Source organism: Streptomyces sp. NPDC045899 (assembly GCF_056431485.1).
Genome location: NZ_JBWKKP010000009.1, coordinates 275,470 through 297,127 on the forward strand (window position 1 = coordinate 275,470; position 21,658 = coordinate 297,127).

Here is a 21,658-nt window from a genome sequence, read left to right on the forward strand (position 1 = left end):
GCGTCCCCTCCTGTGCGAGGGGTCTTTTTGTTTCGAAGGGCCAGAGGGAGCCGTTCCCTACCGCAGGCAGAGACGACCGATGGAGCTTTGAGGATCATGAGCGAGACCACTGCCGCGGCCGAGGTGGCCGCGCCGCACCGCTATACGGCCGCCCTGGCCGCTGACATCGAAGCCCGCTGGCAGGACTTCTGGGACGCGAACGGCACGTATGACGCGCCCAACCCGAGCGGTGACCTGGCCGGTGACACCGAGGCCGCCGCCCGGCCCAAGAAGTTCGTCATGGACATGTTCCCGTACCCGTCGGGTGCCGGACTGCACGTCGGACATCCGCTGGGCTACATCGCCACCGATGTCTACGCCCGCTACCACCGCATGACGGGCCACAACGTCCTGCACACCCTGGGCTTCGACGCCTTCGGCCTGCCCGCCGAGCAGTACGCGGTGCAGACCGGCACCCACCCCCGGGTGAGCACCGAGGCCAACATCGAGAACATGCGGCGCCAGCTGCGCCGGCTGGGCCTGGGCCACGACCCGCGCCGCTCCTTCGCGACGATCGAGCCGGACTACTACCGCTGGACCCAGTGGATCTTCCTGCAGATCTTCAACTCCTGGTACGACCAGGAGGCGCGGACCGCCCGCCCCATCGCCACCCTGGTCGAGCAGTTCGCCTCCGGTGAGCGCCCGACGCCCGACGGCCGCCCCTGGGCCGAGCTGACCGAGGCCGAGCGCGCCGACGTCCTGGGCGGCTACCGCCTGGCCTACGCCTCGGACGCGCCCGTCAACTGGTGCCCCGGGCTGGGCACCGTGCTGGCCAACGAGGAGGTCACCGCGGAGGGCCGTTCCGAGCGCGGCAACTTCCCCGTCTTCAAGGCCAAGCTGCGCCAGTGGAACATGCGCATCACCGCCTACGCCGACCGGCTGCTGTCGGACCTGGATCCGCTGGACTGGCCCGAGGCCATCAAGCTGCAGCAGCGCAACTGGATCGGGCGCAGTGAGGGTGCCCGGGTGGACTTCCCGGTGGCCGACCGCCCCGAGGCGAAGATCACCGTCTTCACCACCCGCCAGGACACCCTGTTCGGCGCCACCTACATGGTGCTGGCCCCCGAGCACGGCCTGGTGGACGAGATCGTCCCGGCCGCCTGGCCCGAGGGCACCCACGAGGTGTGGACCGGCGGGCACGCCACCCCGGCCGAGGCCGTCGCCGCGTACCGGAAACAGGCCGCTGCCAAGTCCGATGTGGAGCGGCAGGCCGAGGCCAAGGACAAGACCGGTGTCTTCACCGGCGCGTTCGCGGTCAACCCGGTCAGCGGCGAGCCGGTGCCGGTCTTCATCGCGGACTATGTGCTGATGGGCTACGGCACCGGCGCGATCATGGCCGTTCCGGCCCATGACAGCCGTGACTTCGCCTTTGCCCGCGCCTTCGAGCTGCCCATGCGCTGTGTGGTCGAGCCGTCGGACGACCGCGGCACCGACCCGTCCGCCTGGGACGACGCCTTCGCCTCGTACGACGCGAAGATCGTCAACTCGGCGGGGGAGTCCGTCTCGCTGGACGGTCTGGGTGTCGTCGAGGCCAAGGCCCGTATCACCGAGTGGCTGGAGGCCCGCGGTATCGGTGAGGGCACCGTCAACTTCCGGCTGCGCGACTGGCTGTTCAGCCGTCAGCGCTATTGGGGCGAGCCCTTCCCGATCGTCTACGACGAGGACGGCATCGCCCATCCGCTGCCCGAGTCGATGCTGCCGCTGGAGCTGCCCGAGGTCGACGACTACGCGCCGCGCACCTTCGACCCGGACGACGCCGACACCTCCCCGGAGACCCCGCTGTCCCGGAACGAGGACTGGGTCCACGTGGTGCTGGACCTGGGCGACGGCCGTGGCCCCCGCCCGTACCGCCGCGAGACCAACACCATGCCCAACTGGGCCGGTTCCTGCTGGTACGAGCTGCGCTACCTGGACCCGCGCAACGAGGACCGGCTGGTCGACCCGGACATCGAGCGTTACTGGATGGGCCCGCGCGAGGGACAGCCGACCGGCGGAGTCGACCTGTACGTCGGCGGCGCCGAGCACGCCGTACTGCACCTGCTGTACGCGCGCTTCTGGTCCAAGGTGCTGTTCGACCTGGGCCACGTCTCCTCGGCCGAGCCGTTCCACAAGCTGTTCAACCAGGGCATGATCCAGGCGTATGTCTACCGGGACAGCCGGGGCATCGCCGTTCCGGCCGCCGAGGTCGAGGAGCGCGACGGCGCCTACTGGTACCAGGGCGAGAAGGTCACCCGGCTGCTGGGCAAGATGGGCAAGTCCCTGAAGAACGCCGTCACGCCGGACGAGATCTGCGCCGAGTACGGGGCCGACACCCTGCGGCTGTACGAGATGGCGATGGGCCCGCTGGACGTCTCGCGCCCCTGGGACACCCGCGCGGTCGTCGGCCAGTACCGGCTGCTGCAGCGGCTGTGGCGCAATGTCGTGGACGAGAACACCGGCGAGGCCGTCGTCGTCGACGCGGAGCCCGACGAGGCGACGCTGCGCGCCCTGCACAAGGCGATCGACGGGGTCCGGCAGGACATGGTGGGGCTGCGGTTCAACACCGCCATCGCCAAGATCACCGAGCTGAACAACCACGTCACCAAGGTGCGCGAGGTGCCGCGCCAGGTGGCCGAGGGCCTGGTGCTGCTGATCGCCCCGCTGGCTCCGCACATCGCCGAGGAGCTGTGGCGCAAGCTGGGCCGCACCACCTCGGTCGTCCACGAGCCCTTCCCGGCCGCCGACCCGGCCTATGTGGTGGACGAGACGGTGACCTGCGTCGTGCAGATCAAGGGCAAGGTCAAGGCACGGCTGGAGGTCTCCCCCTCGGTCACGGAGGACGAGCTGGAGAAGCTGGCCCTGGGTGACCCGGCGGTGGTGACGGCGCTGGACGGCGCGGACATCCGCAAGGTGATCGTGCGCGCGCCGAAGCTGGTCAACATCGTTCCGGCCTGATCCGGCACCTCCCCGTACGGGCGGGCCGGGGGTTCCTCAGGAACCCCCCGCCCGGTCCGTTTAGGGTGGAGGGACGAGTGCCGTTGCCGCGTGCCGCCGCCGTGACCGACGCCAAGGAGCGCACATGGAAGCGATCTGGATCCTGCTGGTGCTGTTCCTCGTCTGTGCCGGGGTGGGTGTCTACGCCACCGCGCGGGCGGTCAAGGCGGCCAAGCGGGGCATCGACCGCACGGTGCACCAGGCCCGGCGGTCGGTGGAGGACACCCGGCTGCGGGCCCGCCAGTTCGCCCAGCCGGGCACCGCCGGTGAGCTGGCCGAGCTGCGGCTGGCCCTGCGTTCCTCGATGCACGCCACCGAGCAGGCGCTGACCGCCTCGGCGGAGCAAGACCGCTCGCTCTCGGAGTCGTTGGGGCTGTTCCGGCGGCTCTCCGAGCACGGGCGGGAACTGGAGGAGGACCTGAAGCGGCTGGAGCGCGACCCCGACAAGGCCAGGGTCACCTCGCTGCTGCCCGAGCTGCGTGACCGCACCCAGCGGATCACCCACTCCGCGGACTCGCTGCGCTGGGCTGCGCGGGACCGTGCCCTGGAGTTCGCCCGGGACGATCTGGACGCGCTGGGACGCGAGATCGACGTGGAGACGGGGGCGCTGCGGCACTGGACGTCGGAGTCGGAGGAGCCGTCAGCGTCCGCGTCCGGGGCTCCCTCGGCGGCTGCTTCCCCGTCCGCGTCCTCGGGGCGGAGTGCCTCCGAGGGGGCTGCCGGGCGGGCACCTGCCCAGGAGCCGCCGTCGATCGGTACGACGCCCCGCGCGGAGGGTTACGCCTGGCAGAAGCCGTGGCGGAAATCCGCCCGTCCGGAGAACACGGCCTGACGCGGTACGGACCGCGGGCGGTAGCGGGCAGTGCCGACCCGGGTGGGCCGGACACGGCCCTGACCGATACGGTCAGTGATCGTCCGGCGGGGTCGCGCTGTCGGCCCGGCGCGTCCCCCGATAACCTCCCTGTCATGTCCCGCCATGTCGCGATCGTGACCGATTCAACGGCGTACCTGCCGAAGGAGGCGATGGAGCGGCACCGCATCACCGCCGTTCCGCTGACGGTGGTGCTCGGAGACCGGGCCCTGGAGGAGGGCACCGAGATCTCGGCGCGTTCCCTCGCGCAGGCCCTCCAGAAGCGCAGGCCGGTGACCACCTCCCGGCCCAGCCCCGAGATGTTCGCGGCGGCCTACCGTGCCGCCGCCGAGGAGGGGGCGACGGGCATCGTCTCCCTCCATCTGTCCGCCGAGATCTCCGGTACCCACGACGCGGCGGTGCTCGCCGCCCAGGACGCCCCGGTGCCGGTGCGGGTCGTGGACAGCGGCATGGTCGCGATGGCGCTGGGCTTCTGCGCGCTGGCGGCGGCCGAGGCGGCCGAGGGCGGTGGCTCGCTGGACGACGCCGTGGCGGCGGCTCAGAAGCGGGCCGACGGCACGGCCGCCTACTTCTACGTGGACACCCTCGACTACCTGCGGCGTGGCGGCCGCATCGGGACGGCGCAGGCGCTGCTCGGCTCCGCACTGGCCGTCAAACCGCTGCTCCAGCTCGATGAGGGGCGGATCGAACTGCGGGAGAAGGTGCGCACCGCCTCGAAGGCCATCGCGCGGCTGGAGGAGCTGGTGGTGGAGCGGGCCGGGCAGAGCCCGGTGGACATCGCGGTGCAGCACCTGGCGGCGGGGGAGCGGGCGGCGGGGCTCGCGGAGCGGCTGCGGGAGCGGGTGCCGGGGCTGGTGGAGCTGTATGTGGGGGAGGTGGGCGCGGTGATCGGCGCCCACACGGGGCCGGGGCTGCTGGGCGCGATCGTCTCGCCGCGATAGGAGCGGCGGCCGTGGCGGGAGCGGCGGCCGAAGCGGGAGCCGCGGCCGAAGCGGGAGCTCGTTCACCCGTCGGGGTGGTCGGGATATCCACAACCGCCGGGTTGTCCCCGGGATATGGGGCGTCCCGGCGGGTTCGGCCGGATGTGCCTACCGTCGGGAGGCATGAGGTCATCGTCACAGACAGTAATCATCGGTGCGGAGCGCGGTCGCCATCGTGGGCGCGGTGCGGGCCGCTTGCGCGGCCGGGGCGCCCGGCCCGGGACATGCGCGGGTGTGGCGTCGCCCTTGCCTGCGCTCGCACTCCCACCCGGACCCGCGTCCGTACCTCCGCGGGCGCCCGTGACCTCGCCTTCGGCACGGGCCGCGGCGCTGCTGGCCGGGCCGGGGGCGCCGGTGCGGACCGCGGGCCCGCCCGGCGGCGGGCGGGAGGGGCAGCACGGGGCGCGTGCGCTCGGCAGCCGGGACGGACCGGCAGGGGCCGAGGGGGCCGGCGGCGCTGACGGACCGGAGGGGGCCGACGTCACGGGGGCCGATGAGGTCGGGGTCGGTGAGGCCGGAGCCGGGTCCGGCCGAGTGACCTTGGGGCGGGGGCAGCGGTTCCGGCTCATGGTGCGGGAGCGGCTGCCCACCTGGCTCCAGGTGCGCTGCGGTATGCGGCTCAGAACCCTCGCGGCGCTCACGGTCGCCCTCCTGGTGGCGGTGGCCTTCGCGGTGCACCACTTCTGGACCGGCCGTCCGCAGACCGTGCGGGCTCCGGAACCGGAGCCGCCGCGCGCCGCGCCCGCGGGGTCCGTTCCCACCCCCGGCGGGCGGCCCTCCGACGGGCGGGCCGGGCCGGGCGCGGGGCGTTCGGTCGTGGTCGATGTGACCGGCAAGGTCCGCCGCCCGGGGCTGCGCACGCTGCCGACGGGCGCGCGGGTGGACGACGCGCTGGCGGCGGCGGGCGGGGTGCGGCCGGGTGCGGACACCAGCGGGCTGAACCGGGCCCGCCCGCTGGTCGACGGTGAACAGATCGTGGTCGGCGCCCGGGCGGGACAGGCCCCGGGCGGCGGCCCGCCCGCGGCCGGGAGCGCGGGAGCGGGCGGCGCACCGGGCAGTGGCAGCGGCGCCGCGGGGGCTCCCGGGTCCACGGGCGGACCGGGGGCGCCCGGCACCCCGGTCAGCCTCAATTCCGCGACCCCCGAGCAGCTCGACACCCTGCCGGGCGTCGGTCCGGTGCTGGCGCGGCACATCATCGACTACCGCACCCAGCACGGCGGTTTCCGCAGCGTCGACGAACTCCGCGAGGTCAACGGCATCGGTGAGCGCCGGTTCGCCGATCTGCGTCCGCTGGTCACCCCATGACGACTCAGCCCACCCGGGCCCGCGCGGCGGTGCATGCCGCGGCGGCCTCACCGCGCGGCGCGTCCGAGCCCCGCCAGGAGGGACCGCCGGACCTCCGCCTGGTGCCACCCGCCCTCACGGCATGGGCCGCCGCGGGCATCGCCCTGGGCACACCGGGCCGGACCGTCGCCGTGGGCTGCGCCGTGGCCTGCCTCGTGGCGGGCGTGCTGCTGCTCCGGACCCGCCGCCGCGCGCCCCGCCCCGGTTCCGGGGGGCGGGCCGCCAACTCCCGGGGGCGCGGGGCCGGGTGGCACGGGCGTGCGGCGGGCGCGGCGGCCGCGGCACTGCTGTGCGGTGCCGCGGCGGGGGCGGTCGCCGCACTGCACGCGGCCGAGGTGCGGCACGGCCCGGTCCCGGAGCTGGCCCGGGAGTACGCGGGAGTCACCGCCGAGGTGGAGATCACCGCCGATCCCCGGCTCACCCGCCCCCGGGTGCGGGGTGCCGCGCTCGCGCCCGTGGCGGTGGTGGTCGAGGCGGAGGTCGGCCGGATCACCGGACCCGACGGCACCACGACCGCCACCCGCGCTCCGGTGCTGATGACGGTCCGGGCGGGCGCCGAGCGGGAACGGGCGCGCTGGCTCGCGCTGCTGCCCTCGACCCGGCTGCGGGTGCACGGCCGACTGGCGCCGCCGCTGCGCGACGGGGACCGGGTCGCGGCCGTGGTGCGGGTCGACGGCGGCGGGCCGCCGCGGGTGACCGGTGCCCCGAGCGCACTCCAGAAGCGGGCGGGACGGCTGCGCGAGGGGCTGCGGAGCGCCACGGACGGGCTCTCCGCGGACGCGCGGGCGCTGCTGCCGGGGCTGGTCGTGGGGGACACCTCCCGGGTGCCGCCCGATCTCGACGAGGCGTTCCGGGCCACGGATCTGCTGCATCTGATGGCGGTCTCCGGCAGCAATCTGACGCTCGTCCTGGCCCTGCTGACCGGACCGCCCCGGCTGGCCGCACGGGCCGAGCGGCGGGGGCTGGCGGCCGCCCTCGGGCTGCGGCTGAGGACGACAGCCGTGCTCGGCGGCGCGCTCACCCTGGGCTTCGTGATCGTGTGCCGCCCCGAGCCCAGTGTGCTGCGCGCGGCGGTGTGCGGGCTGATCACCCTGCTCGCCCTGGGCACCGGACGGCGCAGATCACTGCTGCCCGCCCTGTCCGCCGCCGTTCTGGCGCTGGTGCTCTACGACCCCTGGCTGGCCCGGAGTTACGGTTTCGCGCTCTCCGTCCTGGCCACCGGCGCGCTGCTCACCTTCGCGCCGGGGTGGTCCGCGGCGCTGCGCCGGCGTGGTGTGCCGCCGCGCTGGGCGGAGGTGCTGGCGGCGGCCGCGGCCGCCCAGGCGGTGTGCGCCCCGGTCGTGGTGGTGCTCGCCGAGCGGGTGAGCCTGGTGGGGGTCCCCTGCAATCTGCTGGCCGAGGCGGCGGTCGGCCCGGCCACCGTCCTGGGGTTCGCCGCGCTCGCCGTGGCCCCGCTGGCCCCGCCGCTCGCCGGATGGATCGCCCACCCGGCCGGATGGCCCGCGGAGTGGATCGCCGAGGTGGCCCGGCGGGGCGCGGCCCTGCCCGGCGCGGAGCTGGACTGGCCGGGCGGCTGGACCGGCGCGCTGCTGCTGGCCCTGGCCACGGTGGCCACCGTCCTGGTGGGCCGCCGGGTGCTGCGCCGCGGATGGCTGTGCGCGGTGTGCGTGCTGGTCCTGCTGCTGGCCATCGTCCGCCCGGCGCCGCTGGCCCGGGTCATCACCGGCTGGCCACCGCCTGGTTGGCGGATGGTGGCCTGTGATGTCGGGCAGGGGGACGCACTGGTCCTGGCGGCCGGGCCGGGGACGGCGGTCGTGGTGGACACCGGCCCCGAGCCCCGGGCCGTGGACCGCTGTCTGCGCTCCCTGGGTATCGTCCGGATCCCCCTGCTGGTCCTCACCCACTTCCACGCCGACCATGTGGCCGGTCTGACCGGCGCGCTGCGCGGGCGCGGGGTGGGCGCCATCCAGACCACGAGTCTGGCGGAGCCGCCCGGCCAGGCCGGGTCCGTACGGCGCCGCGCGCGGGAAGCGCAGGTTCCGGTGGTCGTGGCGGAGCCGGGGGAGCGCCGCCGGATCGGATCGCTGTCCTGGGAGGTCCTGTGGCCCGCGCCGCCGTCCCCGGCAGTACCCCCGGGCGCACCCGCCGTACCGCCGACGGAGGGGGCGAACGACGCGAGCGTCACCCTGCTGGTGCGCACCGCGGGGCTGACCCTCCTGCTGCTCGGCGATCTCGAACCACCCGCCCAGCGCGCCCTGCTCGCGGCCCACCCCGAACTGCCCCGGGTCGATGTGGTCAAGGTCGCCCACCATGGCTCCGCCTACCAGGACCCCCGGCTGATGGACCGCCTCCGTCCGCGCCTCGCGCTGATCTCCTGCGGTGCGGACAATCCGTACGGACACCCGTCCCCGCGTACCGTGGCGGCCCTGCGCGCCCGGGGCGCGGCGGTGCTGCGGACCGACACCGACGGTCCGGTCGCCGTGACCGGCCCCGCGCTCCGCGCGGTGCTCAGACGGCCCACACGCCGTCGCGCATCAGGTGCCGGGCCGGAAGTTCGGCCTCCTCGTACCAGACCTGCACCTCGGTGGGCGCCACCCGGTAGTAGGCGTAGGAAGGTCCGTTCCCCGGGCGCCGGGGATCCCACCGCGAGGTGGCCGCGAAGGCATCGGCGGTGGCGGCCGGCACCTCGTCCAGGCCGAACACCTCCACCGTGCCCGCGATCAGCACCACATCCCGGGTGTCGGCCAGGGAGAGCCGGGCCCGGCCGACCTCGCTCAGATTGCGGCCGGTGGGATTGGTCCGGCGGGTGGAGAGCCAGACCGCTTCGCCGTCCCACAGGAACGACAGCGGCACCAGACAGGGCACCCCGTGTGCGTCGGCGGAGGCCACCCAGATGTCCGCCTCCCGCGCCAGCCGCTCCAGCAGGTCCTTCTTGCGCCGCCGCTGATCGCGCACCGCCACCGAACCATCCGCCATGATCCGCTCCGCCCCTCTCGTCCGCTGCTCCCGCGCGCACGCTATCCGCGCGGCGCTGCCCGGCGCTTCGGGCGCGCGACGTAGGGCCGGGGGCGTACGACGGCGCCCAGGGCGGCAGGGAGCCAGGGCGTCAGGGCATGTCAGGACGCCGGGAGCGTGTCCGCGGTTCTCCGGGCCAGGGACAGGGCCTCGCCGACGGCCGCCGGGATGTCGGTCACCGGGTAGAGCGCGTGCCGGACGGTGCGGTCCGCCCCGGAAACCACCAGGATCAGCCGTTTGAGGCGGAGTTGCTGCGCCGCGCGGAAGGAGGGGAGCCGCAGCGCGGCGGCGAACCGCAGTTCGCCGTCGGACAGCAGCGGGAACGGCACCTTCTCGGCGGCGGCGAAGGCGGCCTGTTCATCGGGGCGCTGGGTGCTCACCCCCCGGACCGCCGCGCCCGCCGCGCGGAAGGACTCCCAGGCATCGCGGAACAGCCGGTTCTCCAGGGTGCAGCCCACCGCCCCGGGGATGTCCGCCCAGTTGTCCGGCAGCGGTGAGGGCATTCCGGTCGCGGGATAGGTGAACAGCACCGTGACCGGGCTGTCTTCGGCGACCACGTCATGGGTGGAGCCGTCGGAGCCGGTGAGCGTGAGGCCGGGCGGTACGGCGCCGCCCACCAGCTCGCGGACCCGGGCCGTCTCCGCGCTGCCGTCCTCGGCGGTCGCGGTCAGGGTGCCGTCGCCGAACAGCCAGCGGTCGGCCCAGTCCTGCATACCGATCAACACGGGGAGGAACGCCCGCCCCCGCTCGGTCAGTTCGTAGGTGTGACGGACCGGCCGGTCCTGGTAGGGACGGCGTTCCAGCACCGTGTGGTCGACCAGTGCCTTGAGCCGTTCGGTCAGCACCTTGCGGGAGATGGCCAGCTCCCGGGCCAGCTCGTCGAAACGGGTGTGCCCGCGCGCGATCTCACGCAGGACGAGCAGGCTCCACCAGTCGCCGAGCACACCCGCGGTCCGGGCGATGCCGCAGACATCGTCGAGGTCTCGCTTCCTTGTCATCGCCGCCCATAGTAAGTTCCTCTTCGAAACCATGTACGTTCCGAAAGGAAACTCACTGATGTCGCTGGCTCGGTGGACCGAGGTCGACGCCTACTTCAACGCCCTGCTCACCCCTGCCGACCCGGCCCTGGACGCGGCGCTCGACCTCAGCGCGGCGGCCGGTCTGCCGCCGCACCAGGTGGCCCCCAACCAGGGCAAGCTGCTGCATCTGCTGACGAGGATCCGGGGCGCGCGCCGAGTGCTCGAGATCGGCACCCTCGGCGGCTACAGCACCATCTGGCTGGCCACCGCCCTGCCCGCGGACGGCCGGCTGGTCTCCCTGGAAACCGACCCCCGGTGCGCCGAGGTCGCACGCGCCAACGTGGCGCAGGCAGGGCTCGCGGACGTCGTGGACATCCGCACCGGACCGGCGCTGGACTCCCTGGCGCGGCTGGCCGAGGACGGCGAGGACCCCTTCGACGTGGTCTTCATCGACGCCGACAAGCCGAACAACCCCGGCTACCTCCAGTGGGCGCTGCGGCTGACCCGCCCCGGCAGCCTGATCATCGGCGACAACGTGGTGCGGGACGGCGCGGTGACCGACCCCACCAGCACCGACCCCAAGGTCCAGGGCGTCCGGCGGTTCACCGAGCTGATGGCCCGGGAGCCGCGGCTGACGGCCACCGCGGTGCAGACGGTCGGCGAGAAGGGGTACGACGGATTCACCCTGGCCCTGGTCACCGGCTGAGATCACGGCTGGGGGCACCGGGCCCCCGGGCCGCCCGGCGGCCGCGCCGCGCGCCCCATGCCGGACAATGTCCCGGTGATCGAAGAAGGACTGAACGGCGCCCGGCACATCCTGGTGCTGCCTGACCGCGACGCGGCCGAAGAGGTCGCCGAGGCGCTTCCCCGGCGCTTCCGCGTCGCCCACGAGCCCCAGTTGGTCCGGGACGCGCTCGCCGGGGAGGACGACGCCGAGGACGCCCAGTGGCTGGTGGTGGTCGAGGACCCGGCCGGGGAACTGGACCCGGCGGCGCTGGAGGCGTTCGCCGAGGAGCACGAGGGCTGGCTCGAGGCCGAATAGCGGCCCGCGCCCCCTCGGCGAGCCCGGCCACCGCCCCCCGGACCGCCCGGCCGGCCGGCGGGGGATGTCGGTGGTCCGTGGGATGCTGGACCGCGATGGCCAGGAAGACGACGACCGACGATCCGCTCGCCCCCGTGACCCTCGCCGTGGGGCAGGAGGACCTGCTGCTCGACCGCGCCGTGCAGCAGGTCGTGGCGGCCGCCCGCGCGGCCGACGCGGACACCGATGTGCGCGATCTCGCCCCCGACGCGCTCCAGCCCGGCACCCTCGCCGAGCTCACCAGCCCCTCGCTCTTCGCCGAGCGCAAGGTGGTCGTGGTGCGGAACGCACAGGATCTGTCGGCCGACACCATCAAGGACGTGAAGGGCTATCTCGGCGCCCCCGCCGAGGAGATCACCCTCGTCCTGCTGCACGCGGGCGGGGCCAAGGGCAAGGGGCTGCTCGACGCGGCCCGCAAGGCCGGGGCGCGCGAGGTCGCCTGCCCCAAGATGACCAAGCCCGCCGACCGACTGGCGTTCGTGCGTTCGGAGTTCCGCGGTACGGGGCGGTCCGCCACCCCGGAGGCGTGCCAGTCGCTGGTCGATGCCATCGGCAGTGATCTGCGCGAGCTGGCCAGCGCGGTGTCGCAGCTGGCCGCCGATGTCGAGGGCACCATCGACGAGGCCGTCGTCGCCCGCTACTACACGGGCCGCGCCGAGGCGTCCAGCTTCACCGTCGCCGACCGGGCCGTCGAAGGGCGGGCGGCCGAGGCGCTGGAGGCGCTGCGCTGGGCGGTGGCCACCGGGGTGGCCCCGGTGCTGATCACCAGCGCCCTGGCCCAGGGCGTCCGCGCCATCGGCAAGCTGGCCTCGGCCCCGCGCGGCGCGCGGCCCGGCGATCTCGCCCGGGAGCTCGGTATGCCCCCATGGAAGATCGACCGCGTGCGGCAGCAGATGCGGGGCTGGTCGGCGGACGGGGTGGCGGTCGCGCTCCGCGCGGTCGCCGAGGCGGACGCGGGGGTCAAGGGCGGCGGGGACGATCCGGAGTACGCCCTGGAGAAGGCCGTCGTGGCCATCGCCCGCGCCGCCCGTTCGGGCCGCTCCTAGGGACGGGCCTCCCGGATCAGTCCCGCATCTTCTCGAGCGTGGCCTTGGCGCTCTTCTTCAGCATGTCGGTGGCCTCGTCGCTCGTCTTGGCCCTGGAGTCGGACGAGCTGGAGATGTACTCCGACCACGTGGACTGATAGGTGACCCAGCCGTCGCGGACCGCGAGGATCACATACGCCCCGGTGGTGCTGGAGCTGGACCGGTTGGTCTGCGTCACCACGTAGGCCTCGTCGCCCAGGCCGCCGACCGCCTTGACCTCGTAGCTGTAGCTGGAGGACTTCTGGTCCTCGTAGGCCCGGTAGGTGGCCTCGAACTCCGGCGCCGGATTGGTCTTCTTGTGCCGCGACGCCGTGGTGTAGAGCCACACCGAGGAGTAGTCGCTGCTGGAGGCGGTGTCGGGCTTGAAGTCGATGTTGCAGGTCATCGAGTCCAGGGCCGGGTCCTGGGAGCTGCTGTGCGTCGGGTTGGACGTGCTGGAGCTGCTGGCGTCCTTCTTGTCGTACCCCTCGGTCTCGAAGGTCTCGGTGTCGGTCGAGTCGCACAGGTTGTCCGTGTACACGTACCCGGCGAGATCGGGCTTCTCCTTCTTCTCGCCGCCGCCGAACCCTCCGGTGGCCAGTACGGCACCGGCCCACACCGCCGAGGCGACGACGGCCCCGCCGAGCCCCCACAGCCAGCCCTTGCCACCCTTGCCGCCGCCGCCCGCCGGGACGCCCGGGGGCATCGCGGGCGACATGCCCATGGGGGCGCCGGTCTGTCCGTACCCGGCCGCGGGCATGGCGGCCATCGTGGGCTGGGCGTAGGGATTGGCTGCCTGCGGCTGGGGCTGCTGGGGCACGCCGTAGGCGCTGTGCTGAGGCTGCTGGGGCGGCCGAGGCTGCCCGTACGGATTGGGTGTCTCCCCCGGTATCGACATGACGTGAACATACCCGAAAAAACAGGGAAAGCCCCTCGCTGTCCTGGGGAAAGGACGGCGAGGGGCTTCCCGGTGGAATGCTGTGCGCCGCACCCGCGTGGCGAACGCAGGCCGTGTGCGGCGCGGTGCCGCAGTCAAGCTGTCGGCAGCCGGTCGGAGCGGGTGAGAGGGACCGCTGGGCCCGGACCGGCGGATGGGGCGGGATCCGCCCCGATCGGGGCGGTGTGCACCCCGTGAGGCATCAGCCCCGGACGTCAGCCCTTGAGGCCGGCGACCTGCTGCGCGAGCGCCGACTTCTTGTTGGCGGCGTTGTTCTTGTGGAGCACGCCCTTGCTGACGGCCTTGTCCAGCTTGCGCGCGGCGGTGCGGGCGGCGGCGGTGGCCTTCTCGGCGTCACCGGCGGCCACGGCCTCACGGGTGCGGCGGATGGCGGTCTTCAGCTCGGACTTGACGGCCTTGTTGCGCTGACGGGCCTTCTCGTTCGTCTTGTTGCGCTTGATCTGGGACTTGATGTTCGCCACGTAAAGAGCCTTTGCAGGTTCGTTGGATTTCGCTGGTCGTGATGCTGTGCCCGGAGCCGCCCGGGGGCGGCACGAGACACAGTCGGCCAGGTTACCAGCAGGGTCTGTGGCGTCCCAAACCCGGAAGCGCTCGCCAGTCATGGGACCATGGACGGACTGACACAACCCCGATTACACCGAGTCCCGCCTAGACACAGGACCCTGCGTGCCCGCGACCCCTACCAATGTGCCGGAGCCGAGCCGTACCGACCCGGCTCTCATCCGTAACTTCTGCATCATCGCGCACATCGACCACGGCAAGTCGACGCTCGCCGACCGCATGCTCCAGCTGACCGGTGTGGTCGACCAGCGACAGATGCGTGCGCAGTACCTCGACCGCATGGACATCGAGCGCGAGCGCGGCATCACGATCAAGTCCCAGGCCGTCCGGCTGCCCTGGGCGCCCCAGCAGGACGAGGGCGGGCCCGCGGCGGCCACCCACATCCTCAACATGATCGACACCCCCGGCCACGTGGACTTCACCTACGAGGTCTCGCGCTCGCTCGCGGCCTGTGAGGGCTGCATCCTGCTGGTCGACGCGGCGCAGGGGATCGAGGCCCAGACCCTCGCCAACCTCTATCTGGCGATGGAGAACGACCTCACGATCATCCCGGTCCTCAACAAGATCGACCTCCCGGCCGCCCAGCCCGAGAAGTACGCCGCCGAGCTGGCGCACCTCATCGGCTGCGACCCCGCCGAGGTGCTGAAGGTCTCGGCCAAGACCGGCGAGGGCGTCGCGGAGCTGCTGAACCGGGTCGTGGAGCTGGTCCCGGCCCCGGTCGGCGTCAAGGACAGCCCCGCCCGCGCGATGATCTTCGACTCGGTCTACGACCCCTACCGGGGCGTCGTGACGTACGTGAAGGTCGTGGACGGCACGCTCAACAAGCGTGAGCGGATCAAGATGATGTCCACCGGCGCCGCCCACGAGCTGCTGGAGATCGGCACCAACTCACCCGAGATGACCCCCTCCGACGGGCTCTCCGTCGGTGAGGTGGGCTATCTGATCACGGGTGTGAAGGACGTCCGCCAGTCCAAGGTCGGCGACACGATCACCCAGTTCCACAAGGGTGCCGAGGAGCCGCTGGGCGGCTACAAGGACCCCAAGCCGATGGTGTTCTCCGGGCTGTATCCGCTGGACGGCTCGGACTACCCGGAGCTGCGCGAGGCCCTGGACAAGCTCCAGCTGAACGACGCCGCGCTGGTCTACGAGCCGGAGACCTCGGCCGCGCTCGGCTTCGGCTTCCGCGTCGGCTTCCTGGGGCTGCTGCACCTGGAGGTCATCCGTGAGCGCCTGGAGCGCGAATTCGGTCTGGACCTGATCGCCACCGCGCCCAACGTGGTCTACCGCGTGGACATGGAGGACGGCACCGAGCACACGGTGACCAACCCCAGCGAGTTCCCGGTGGGCAAGATCGACACGGTCCACGAGCCGGTCGTCCGGGCCACCATCCTCGCCCCGAGCGAGTTCATCGGCGCGATCATGGAGCTGTGCCAGAACCGCCGCGGGCTCATGCTCGGTATGGACTACCTCTCCGAGGACCGGGTCGAGATCCGCTACACCCTGCCGCTGGCCGAGGTCGTCTTCGACTTCTTCGACCAGCTGAAGTCCAAGACCCGCGGCTATGCCTCGCTGGACTACGAGCCCACCGGTGAGCAGACCTCCGACCTGGTCAAGGTCGACATCCTGCTGCACGGCGACAAGGTCGACGCCTTCTCCGCGATCACCCACAAGGACAAGGCGTACGCCTATGGCGTCCGGCTGGTCGCCAAGCTGCGCGAGCTCATCCCGCGGCAGAACTTCGAGGTGCCCATCCAGGCCGCCATCGGCTCCCGGGTCATCGCCCGTGAGACGGTCCGCGCCATCCGCAAGGACGTCCTCGCCAAGTGCTACGGCGGTGACATCTCCCGTAAGCGGAAGCTGCTGGAGAAGCAGAAGGAGGGCAAGAAGCGGATGAAGATGGTCGGCAGCGTGGAGGTGCCCCAGGAGGCCTTCATCGCGGTGCTGTCCTCCGACTCCGACGGTGGGGACGCCAAGGGGAAGAAGTGACGCGCGCCGTCGCGGTGATGTGATGCGCGGCGCGTCACGCGTGATGTGTGGCGAGTGACGTGAAATGTGTGGTCAGTGGGCCTGGTGTGAAGGATGCGCCGGGCCCGTTGCCATGGTGGGAGAGGTGCGGTGCGTCCAGGTGTGAAGGGTGCGGCGCACCGCCCGTCGTCGTTTGAACAACGTGACCCACAACCCCTTACGCGGTAAGGATTCGGCCCTTACGCTGATCACTGCTCGAAGGTTACTCGCGAGTCACCAAGCAATGAGGCTGGCCCCGGAGGATGCCGTGACCGACACACAGACTTTGCTCGAGAACCGGCCGCCGTCCCTGGCGACACTCTTCCTTCAGCGCGTCGAGAAGACGCCTGAGAAGGAGGCGTTCCGCTATCCGGTCCCGGCCGTCTCGGGCACGGGCCCCGACGAATGGCGCCCCCTGACCTGGCGTGAAAGCGCGGATCGGGTCTTCGCCATCGCCGCCGGCCTGATGGGTCTGGGCGTCCGGCCGGAGGAGCGGGTCGCGCTCGCCGCGGCCACCCGGGTGGAGTGGATCCTCGGCGACCTCGGCGTGCTCTGCGCGGGCGCCGCGACCACCACGGTCTACCCCAGCACCAATGCCGAGGAGACCGCCTTCATCCTGTCCGACTCCGGCAGCCGGGTGCTGATCGCCGAGGACGGCGCCCAGCTCGCCAAGGTGCGTGAGAAGCGCGACCAGCTGCCCGAGCTGATCCATGTGGTGGTGATCAACGCCGATGACGCGGTCCCGGCCGCGGGCGACCCGGAGGGCTGGGTGCTCTCCCTCACCGAGCTGGAGAAGCGGGGCGCGGCCTATCTGGAGCAGCACCCCCAGGCCGTGCGGGAGCGGATCGACGCGCTGCGCGCCGACCAGCTGGCCACGCTCATCTACACCTCCGGCACCACCGGCCGCCCCAAGGGCGTACGGCTGGCGCATGACTCCTGGTCGTACATGGCCATCGCGATCGGCAGTGTCGACGGGCTGCTCCACGCCGACGACGTGCAGTACCTGTGGCTGCCGCTGGCGCACGTCTTCGGCAAGGTGCTGACCGCCGGGCAGATCTACGTCGGTCACACCACCGCCGTGGACGGCCGGGTCGACAAGATCATCGAGAATCTCCCGGTGGTCCGTCCGACCTATATGTGCGCGGTGCCGCGGATCTTCGAGAAGGTCTACAACGGAGTGGCCGGGAAGGCACGCGCGGGCGGCGCGGCCAAGTACAAGATCTTCCAGTGGGCGGCCGGGGTCTCCCGGGAGTACGCCAAGACCTACCAGGACAACTTCCGCCGCACCGGCACCCCTTCGGTCCCGTTCGCCCTCAGGACCCAGCACGCCCTGGCCGACAAGCTGGTCTACGGCAAGCTGCGCGAGGCCTTCGGCGGCCGGCTGCGCGCCGCGGTGTCCGGCTCGGCCGCGCTGGCGCCCGAGATCGGCTACTTCTTCGCGGGCGCCGGGATCAACATCCTGGAGGGCTACGGCCTCACCGAGTCCAGCGCCGCCAGCTTCCTCAACCCGGTGGACTACCGCACCGGTACCGTCGGCAAGGCGTTCCCCGGTACCGAGGTGCGGTTCGGCGAGGACGGCGAGATCCTGCTGCGCGGCCCCGGCGTCATGCAGGGCTACCACGGGCTGCCGGACCTGACCGCGCAGGTGCTGGAGTCCGACGGCTGGTTCCACACCGGTGACATCGGCGAGCTGTCGCCCGACGGCTACCTGCGGATCACCGACCGCAAGAAGGACCTGATCAAGACCTCCGGCGGCAAGTACGTGGCCCCGGCGGAGGTCGAGGGCCAGTTCAAGGGCGTCTGCCCGTTCGTCTCCAACATCCTGGTGCACGGCGCCGACCGGAACTACTGCACCGCGCTCATCGCCCTCGACGAGCCGACCATCATGGGCTGGGCCAAGGAACACGGCCTGGAGGGCAGGTCCTACGCCGAGGTGGTCGCCACCGACGAGGTGCGGCAGCTGATCGACGGCTATGTGCAGCGGCTCAACGAGGGGCTCCAGCGCTGGCAGACGATCAAGAAGTTCCGGCTGCTGCCGCGCGATCTGGACGTGGAGCACGGTGAGTTGACGCCCAGTCTGAAGCTCAAGCGACCGGTGGTCGAGCGTGAGTACAAGGACCTGATCGAGGACATGTACGCCGGTACCCGGGAGGTCTGACGGGAAGTTCACCGTGCCCGGTTGTGCCGGGCACGGGAATTTTTCCCTCATCGCGGCTCACTTGCGTAACTCAGTGCATATGAGGGCGGTCCGTCTGTCACGCTGTCCCTGCCGGTGCCGTTCGCACCGGATGCGGATACGGCACTATGACGGAGCTTCTCAGGAGCCGCACAGTGGGGACGTCATCTTTCGCCATGTCTGGCGGGCCGGTCGACACCGGCGGGGTGGCTGTACCGGCCGGGGGCGTGGGCCCCGTCCGGACCAGCGCGTCGGCCCGCGCCAGCCTGCCCGGAACCCCGCTCGCGGCCTCCGCCGCGCGGCGGTTCGTCCGGGCCGCCCTCGCGGACTGGGCCGCGCTGGAGGTGCCCGCCGCCGACCGGATCACCGAACGGGTCGCGGACGAGGCCGTCCTGCTGGTGAGCGAGCTGGTCACCAACGCCGTGGTGCACGCCGGTACGGCCGTCGAGCTCAGCTGTGCGCTGGACGTCCCCGGCCACGAGGGCGAACCGCCCTCGCTGGTCGTGGAGGTGACCGACCACCACCCCACCCGGGTGCTGCGCGGTGAGCCCCCGGACGGGGAGGAGCCGGAGTACGCCGGCGGCCTCGGGCTGCGGCTGGTGGCCGGGGCCGCCGAGGCCTGGGGCACCACCTACCGGCGCACCAGCAAGACCGTGTGGTTCCAGCTCGCCGTCAGCGCGGACGTGGAGGACGGCCCGGTGGCCGCGGGGTACGACGGCCCCGGCCGGGACACCGCCCGGCTCGCCGAGCGCGCCCTGCCGCGCGAGGCGCGCCCCGTCGAGCTGATCGCCCCCGCGCCCCGGCGGGCCCCCGCCCGCCGCCACGACCCCGAGTGGGCCCGGCACGGTGCGCTCTCCTTCCTCGCCGAGGCGTCCGACATGCTCGCCGGACAGTTCGACGAGGAGCTGGTGACCTCGCTCGCCGTCCAGCTGCTGGTGCCGCGGCTCGCCGACTGGTGCGCGGTGTGGCTGGACGCCGTGAGCGGTCCGTCGCGGCTGGTGCGGGTCTGGCACGCCAGCGAGAGCCGCCTGGAGGAGCTGCGGCGGGTCCTGGAGAAGGAACCGCCCCATCTGCCCGCCGCCGCGCGCGGCGACGCCGTGGAGTGGCCGTGGCCCGCCGACCCCGCCGCGTACGGGCCCGGCGGCGCCGCCCTGGCCTGCCGGCTGATCGCGGGCGGCCGGGCGATGGGCACGCTGCTGATGGGGCGCGCCGGGCTGGTGCGGATGCCCGGCGAGGTCGTCGGGCTGATCGAGGACTTCGCCCGCCGGGTCGCCCTGGCGCTGGCCTCCGCCCGCCGCTACACCCGGCAGGCCGACATCAGCCGGGTCCTCCAGCGCGGACTGCTGCCTTCCGGTATCCCGCGCATCCCCGGCGTCGAGTCGGCGGTCGTCTACGAGCCCACCGGCGAGATCTCCGCCGGGGGCGACTTCTACGACGTCTTCCCGGCCCGTGACGGCCGCTGGGGCTTCGTCCTGGGCGACGTCTGCGGCAACGGCCCCGAGGCGGCCGTGGTGACCGGCCTGGTGCGTCCCTGGCTCCGGCTGCTGGCCCGCGAGGGGTACGGCGTCGGGGAGGTCCTCGACCGGCTCAACCAGCTGCTCGGCGAGGAGGCGGTGGAAGCGGCGGTCGAAGGTGCTGCCGAGGCGGTGGTCGCGGGCGTGGAGGCGGCCGGGGTCGGTGTCGGCGTCGCGGAGCTGGTGGACGCCGGACTCGTCGGCTCGGGGCTGCCGCCGGGCGGCGGTATGGCCCGCTTCCTGTCGCTGTTGTACGGGGAGCTGGAGCCGCTGGGCGGCGGGGACGGCACCGGGGGCGGGCTGCGCTGCACCCTCGCCAGCGCGGGCCATCCGCTGCCGCTGGTGCTGCGGCCGGACGGCTCGGTGCGCACCGTCGCCGAGCCGCAGATACTGCTGGGCGTCGTGGACGATGCCGCGTACGAGAGTGAAACGTTTGACCTCTCGCCCGGTGAGACGCTCCTGTGCGTCACGGACGGGGTGACCGAGCACCGATCGGGCAGCCGCCAGTTCGACGACGAGGAGGGGCTCGCGGCGGTGCTCGCCTCCTGCGCGGGGCTGAGCGCCCGCGCGGTCGCGGAGCGGCTGCGGGAGGCGGTGCACGCCTTCGCGGCGGAGCCGCCCGACGACGACCTGGCGATGCTCGTCCTGAAGGCCCTCTGACCGCGCCACCAGCCCGCTCACCGCCGCCGCGGGCGGGGGCGGCGGGTGGACCGGGGGCGATGGCCGACAATAGGTTGCATGCCTTCCGTACTGCCCGATGGTGAGCCCATGCCCGAGGACGGAGCGCTGCCCCCCGCCGCGCTCGCCGGGGCCGTGCGGCGCCCGCTGGGCTTCTATCTGCACGTGCCCTACTGCGCCACGCGCTGCGGGTACTGCGACTTCAACACCTACACCGCCAGTGAGCTGCGCGGTTCCGGCGGGGTGCTGGCCTCGCGGGACAACTACGCCGAGCAGGTCACCGAGGAGGTGCGGCTCGCACGCAAGGTGCTGGGCGACGACCCGCGCCCGGTCGAGACCGTGTTCGTGGGCGGCGGGACCCCGACCCTGCTGGCCGCGGCCGACCTGGGCCGGATGCTCGCGGCCGTCCGCGAGGAGTTCGGACTGGCGGACGGTGCCGAGATCACCACCGAGGCCAATCCGGAGTCGGTGGATCCGCGCTATCTGGCGGAGCTGCGCGAGGCCGGGTTCAACCGGGTCTCCTTCGGGATGCAGAGCGCCCGCCGGCACGTGCTGAAGGTGCTGGACCGCACCCACACCCCCGGCCGCCCCGAGCAGTGTGTCGCCGAGGCGCGGGCCGCGGGCTTCGACCATGTGAACCTCGACCTGATCTACGGCACCCCGGGCGAGAGCGACGACGACTGGCGGGCCTCCCTGGAAGCCGCCCTCGGCGCCGGGCCGGACCATGTCTCGGCCTACGCGCTGATCGTCGAGGAGGGCACCCAGCTGGCCCGCCGGATCCGGCGCGGCGAGGTGCCGATGACCGACGACGATGTGCACGCCGACCGCTATCTGATCGCCGAGGAACTGCTCTCGGCCGCCGGTTTCGACTGGTACGAGGTGTCCAACTGGGCGACCACGCCCGAGGGCCGCTGCCGCCACAACGAGCTGTACTGGCGCGGCGCCGACTGGTGGGGCGCGGGGCCCGGCGCCCACAGCCATGTGGGCGGTGTCCGCTGGTGGAACGTGAAGCACCCCGGCGCGTACGCCCAGGCCCTCGGCGAGGGCCGGTCGCCCGGCGCGGGCCGCGAGCTGCTGGCCGACGAGGAGCGCCGCGTCGAACGCGTCCTGCTGGAGCTGCGGCTCTCCGAAGGCTGCCCCCTCGACCTGCTCCGCCCCGCGGGCGCGGCGGCCGCGGAGCGGGCCCTGGCGGACGGCCTGCTGGACCCCGAGCCGTACCGGCAGGGCCGGGCCGTGCTCACGCTGCGGGGGCGGCTGCTGGCCGACGCGGTGGTGCGCGATCTGGTGGACTGATACGCGAAGGGTGACGGCGGTCGAGGGCGCGGTAGTGGCGTGAGCACGCTGAGTGCGAGGCGCTGGACTTCACGCTGGAAACCAGCGC

General features: G+C 72.9%; 15 protein-coding genes and 1 pseudogene. 12 read left to right on the plus strand and 4 right to left on the minus strand.

Going from position 1 to position 21,658, the window contains the following annotated elements; genetic code table 11:
* Positions 1–96 precede the first annotated feature (96 nt).
* From leuS to AC07FT_RS16490, 5 genes and pseudogenes are all read left to right on the plus strand, one after another.
* Positions 97–2,973, plus strand: a complete 2,877-nt coding sequence (gene leuS / locus AC07FT_RS16470; RefSeq protein ID WP_479176779.1) for a leucine--tRNA ligase — start codon at positions 97–99, stop codon at positions 2,971–2,973.
* Between the two features lie 124 nt (positions 2,974–3,097).
* Positions 3,098–3,844, plus strand: coding sequence for a hypothetical protein (locus AC07FT_RS16475; protein ID WP_479176780.1), 747 nt, complete (start codon positions 3,098–3,100; stop codon positions 3,842–3,844).
* A 134-nt stretch (positions 3,845–3,978) separates the two neighbouring features.
* Positions 3,979–4,824, plus strand: a complete 846-nt coding sequence (locus tag AC07FT_RS16480; protein WP_431771005.1) for a DegV family protein — start codon at positions 3,979–3,981, stop codon at positions 4,822–4,824.
* Positions 4,825–5,163: 339 nt separating this feature from the next.
* Complete coding sequence (locus AC07FT_RS16485) at positions 5,164–6,168, plus strand: ComEA family DNA-binding protein (RefSeq protein ID WP_479176781.1); 1,005 nt, start codon at positions 5,164–5,166, stop codon at positions 6,166–6,168.
* Positions 6,165–8,720, plus strand: a pseudogene (locus AC07FT_RS16490) (ComEC/Rec2 family competence protein); the annotation flags it as partial. The gene AC07FT_RS16485 and the pseudogene AC07FT_RS16490, both read left to right, overlap by 4 nt.
* Here AC07FT_RS16490 and AC07FT_RS16495 read toward each other — a convergent pair.
* Both AC07FT_RS16495 and AC07FT_RS16500 read right to left on the minus strand, forming a co-directional pair.
* Complete coding sequence (locus tag AC07FT_RS16495; protein ID WP_479176805.1) at positions 8,716–9,183, minus strand: pyridoxamine 5'-phosphate oxidase family protein; 468 nt, start codon at positions 9,181–9,183, stop codon at positions 8,716–8,718. The pseudogene AC07FT_RS16490 and the gene AC07FT_RS16495 sit on opposite strands and share 5 nt — an antisense overlap.
* A 140-nt stretch (positions 9,184–9,323) precedes the next feature.
* A complete protein-coding gene (locus AC07FT_RS16500) occupies positions 9,324–10,220 on the minus strand; it encodes a winged helix-turn-helix transcriptional regulator (protein ID WP_471204501.1) in 897 nt (298 codons plus the stop codon).
* 58 nt (positions 10,221–10,278) lie between these two features.
* Between AC07FT_RS16500 and AC07FT_RS16505 the strand changes: the two genes are divergently transcribed.
* The 3 genes from AC07FT_RS16505 to holA all read left to right on the plus strand — a co-directional run bounded on the left by AC07FT_RS16505 (position 10,279) and on the right by holA (position 12,368).
* Positions 10,279–10,947 (plus strand): O-methyltransferase, encoded by a 669-nt coding sequence (locus tag AC07FT_RS16505; protein WP_471204499.1) that lies wholly within the window; start codon positions 10,279–10,281, stop codon positions 10,945–10,947.
* Positions 10,948–11,004: 57 nt separating this feature from the next.
* Entirely contained in the window at positions 11,005–11,283 is a 279-nt protein-coding gene (locus AC07FT_RS16510) for a hypothetical protein (RefSeq protein WP_471204497.1), read from the plus strand.
* Positions 11,284–11,378: 95 nt separating this feature from the next.
* On the plus strand, positions 11,379–12,368 hold the full coding sequence (gene holA / locus AC07FT_RS16515) for a DNA polymerase III subunit delta (RefSeq protein ID WP_471204495.1): 990 nt from the start codon (positions 11,379–11,381) through the stop codon (positions 12,366–12,368).
* A gap of 16 nt (positions 12,369–12,384) precedes the next feature.
* Here the strand turns inward: holA and AC07FT_RS16520 are convergent, their stop codons facing one another.
* Entirely contained in the window at positions 12,385–13,284 is a 900-nt protein-coding gene (locus tag AC07FT_RS16520) for a hypothetical protein (protein ID WP_479176782.1), read from the minus strand.
* Positions 13,285–13,538: 254 nt separating this feature from the next.
* Positions 13,539–13,805 carry a 30S ribosomal protein S20 gene (gene rpsT / locus AC07FT_RS16525; protein WP_432010763.1) on the minus strand — a complete coding sequence of 89 codons (267 nt, stop codon included), beginning with the start codon at positions 13,803–13,805 and terminating at the stop codon, positions 13,539–13,541.
* Positions 13,806–14,010: 205 nt separating this feature from the next.
* Here rpsT and lepA point away from each other — a divergent pair, with 205 nt between their 5' ends.
* From lepA to hemW, 4 genes are all read left to right on the plus strand, one after another.
* A complete protein-coding gene (gene lepA / locus AC07FT_RS16530) occupies positions 14,011–15,891 on the plus strand; it encodes a translation elongation factor 4 (RefSeq protein WP_479176783.1) in 1,881 nt (626 codons plus the stop codon).
* 286 nt (positions 15,892–16,177) lie between these two features.
* Positions 16,178–18,067, plus strand: coding sequence for an AMP-dependent synthetase/ligase (locus AC07FT_RS16535; RefSeq protein WP_479176784.1), 1,890 nt, complete (start codon positions 16,178–16,180; stop codon positions 18,065–18,067).
* 194 nt (positions 18,068–18,261) lie between these two features.
* Positions 18,262–20,259 carry a SpoIIE family protein phosphatase gene (locus tag AC07FT_RS16540; RefSeq protein WP_479176785.1) on the plus strand — a complete coding sequence of 666 codons (1,998 nt, stop codon included), beginning with the start codon at positions 18,262–18,264 and terminating at the stop codon, positions 20,257–20,259.
* A gap of 78 nt (positions 20,260–20,337) precedes the next feature.
* Positions 20,338–21,570, plus strand: a complete 1,233-nt coding sequence (hemW, locus tag AC07FT_RS16545; RefSeq protein ID WP_479176786.1) for a radical SAM family heme chaperone HemW — start codon at positions 20,338–20,340, stop codon at positions 21,568–21,570.
* Positions 21,571–21,658 lie beyond the last annotated feature (88 nt).

Coding starts and splice junctions, on each gene's coding strand:
- AC07FT_RS16495 (WP_479176805.1), bottom strand. CDS start 9,183: ATGGCGGATGGTTCGGTGGCGGTGCGCGATCAGCGGCGGCGCAAGAAG.
- holA (WP_471204495.1), top strand. CDS start 11,379: ATGGCCAGGAAGACGACGACCGACGATCCGCTCGCCCCCGTGACCCTC.
- AC07FT_RS16480 (WP_431771005.1), top strand. CDS start 3,979: ATGTCCCGCCATGTCGCGATCGTGACCGATTCAACGGCGTACCTGCCG.
- AC07FT_RS16510 (WP_471204497.1), top strand. CDS start 11,005: ATGCCGGACAATGTCCCGGTGATCGAAGAAGGACTGAACGGCGCCCGG.
- AC07FT_RS16505 (WP_471204499.1), top strand. CDS start 10,279: ATGTCGCTGGCTCGGTGGACCGAGGTCGACGCCTACTTCAACGCCCTG.
- AC07FT_RS16500 (WP_471204501.1), bottom strand. CDS start 10,220: ATGACAAGGAAGCGAGACCTCGACGATGTCTGCGGCATCGCCCGGACC.
- hemW (WP_479176786.1), top strand. CDS start 20,338: ATGCCTTCCGTACTGCCCGATGGTGAGCCCATGCCCGAGGACGGAGCG.
- leuS (WP_479176779.1), top strand. CDS start 97: ATGAGCGAGACCACTGCCGCGGCCGAGGTGGCCGCGCCGCACCGCTAT.
- AC07FT_RS16475 (WP_479176780.1), top strand. CDS start 3,098: ATGGAAGCGATCTGGATCCTGCTGGTGCTGTTCCTCGTCTGTGCCGGG.
- AC07FT_RS16520 (WP_479176782.1), bottom strand. CDS start 13,284: ATGTCGATACCGGGGGAGACACCCAATCCGTACGGGCAGCCTCGGCCG.
- AC07FT_RS16540 (WP_479176785.1), top strand. CDS start 18,262: ATGTCTGGCGGGCCGGTCGACACCGGCGGGGTGGCTGTACCGGCCGGG.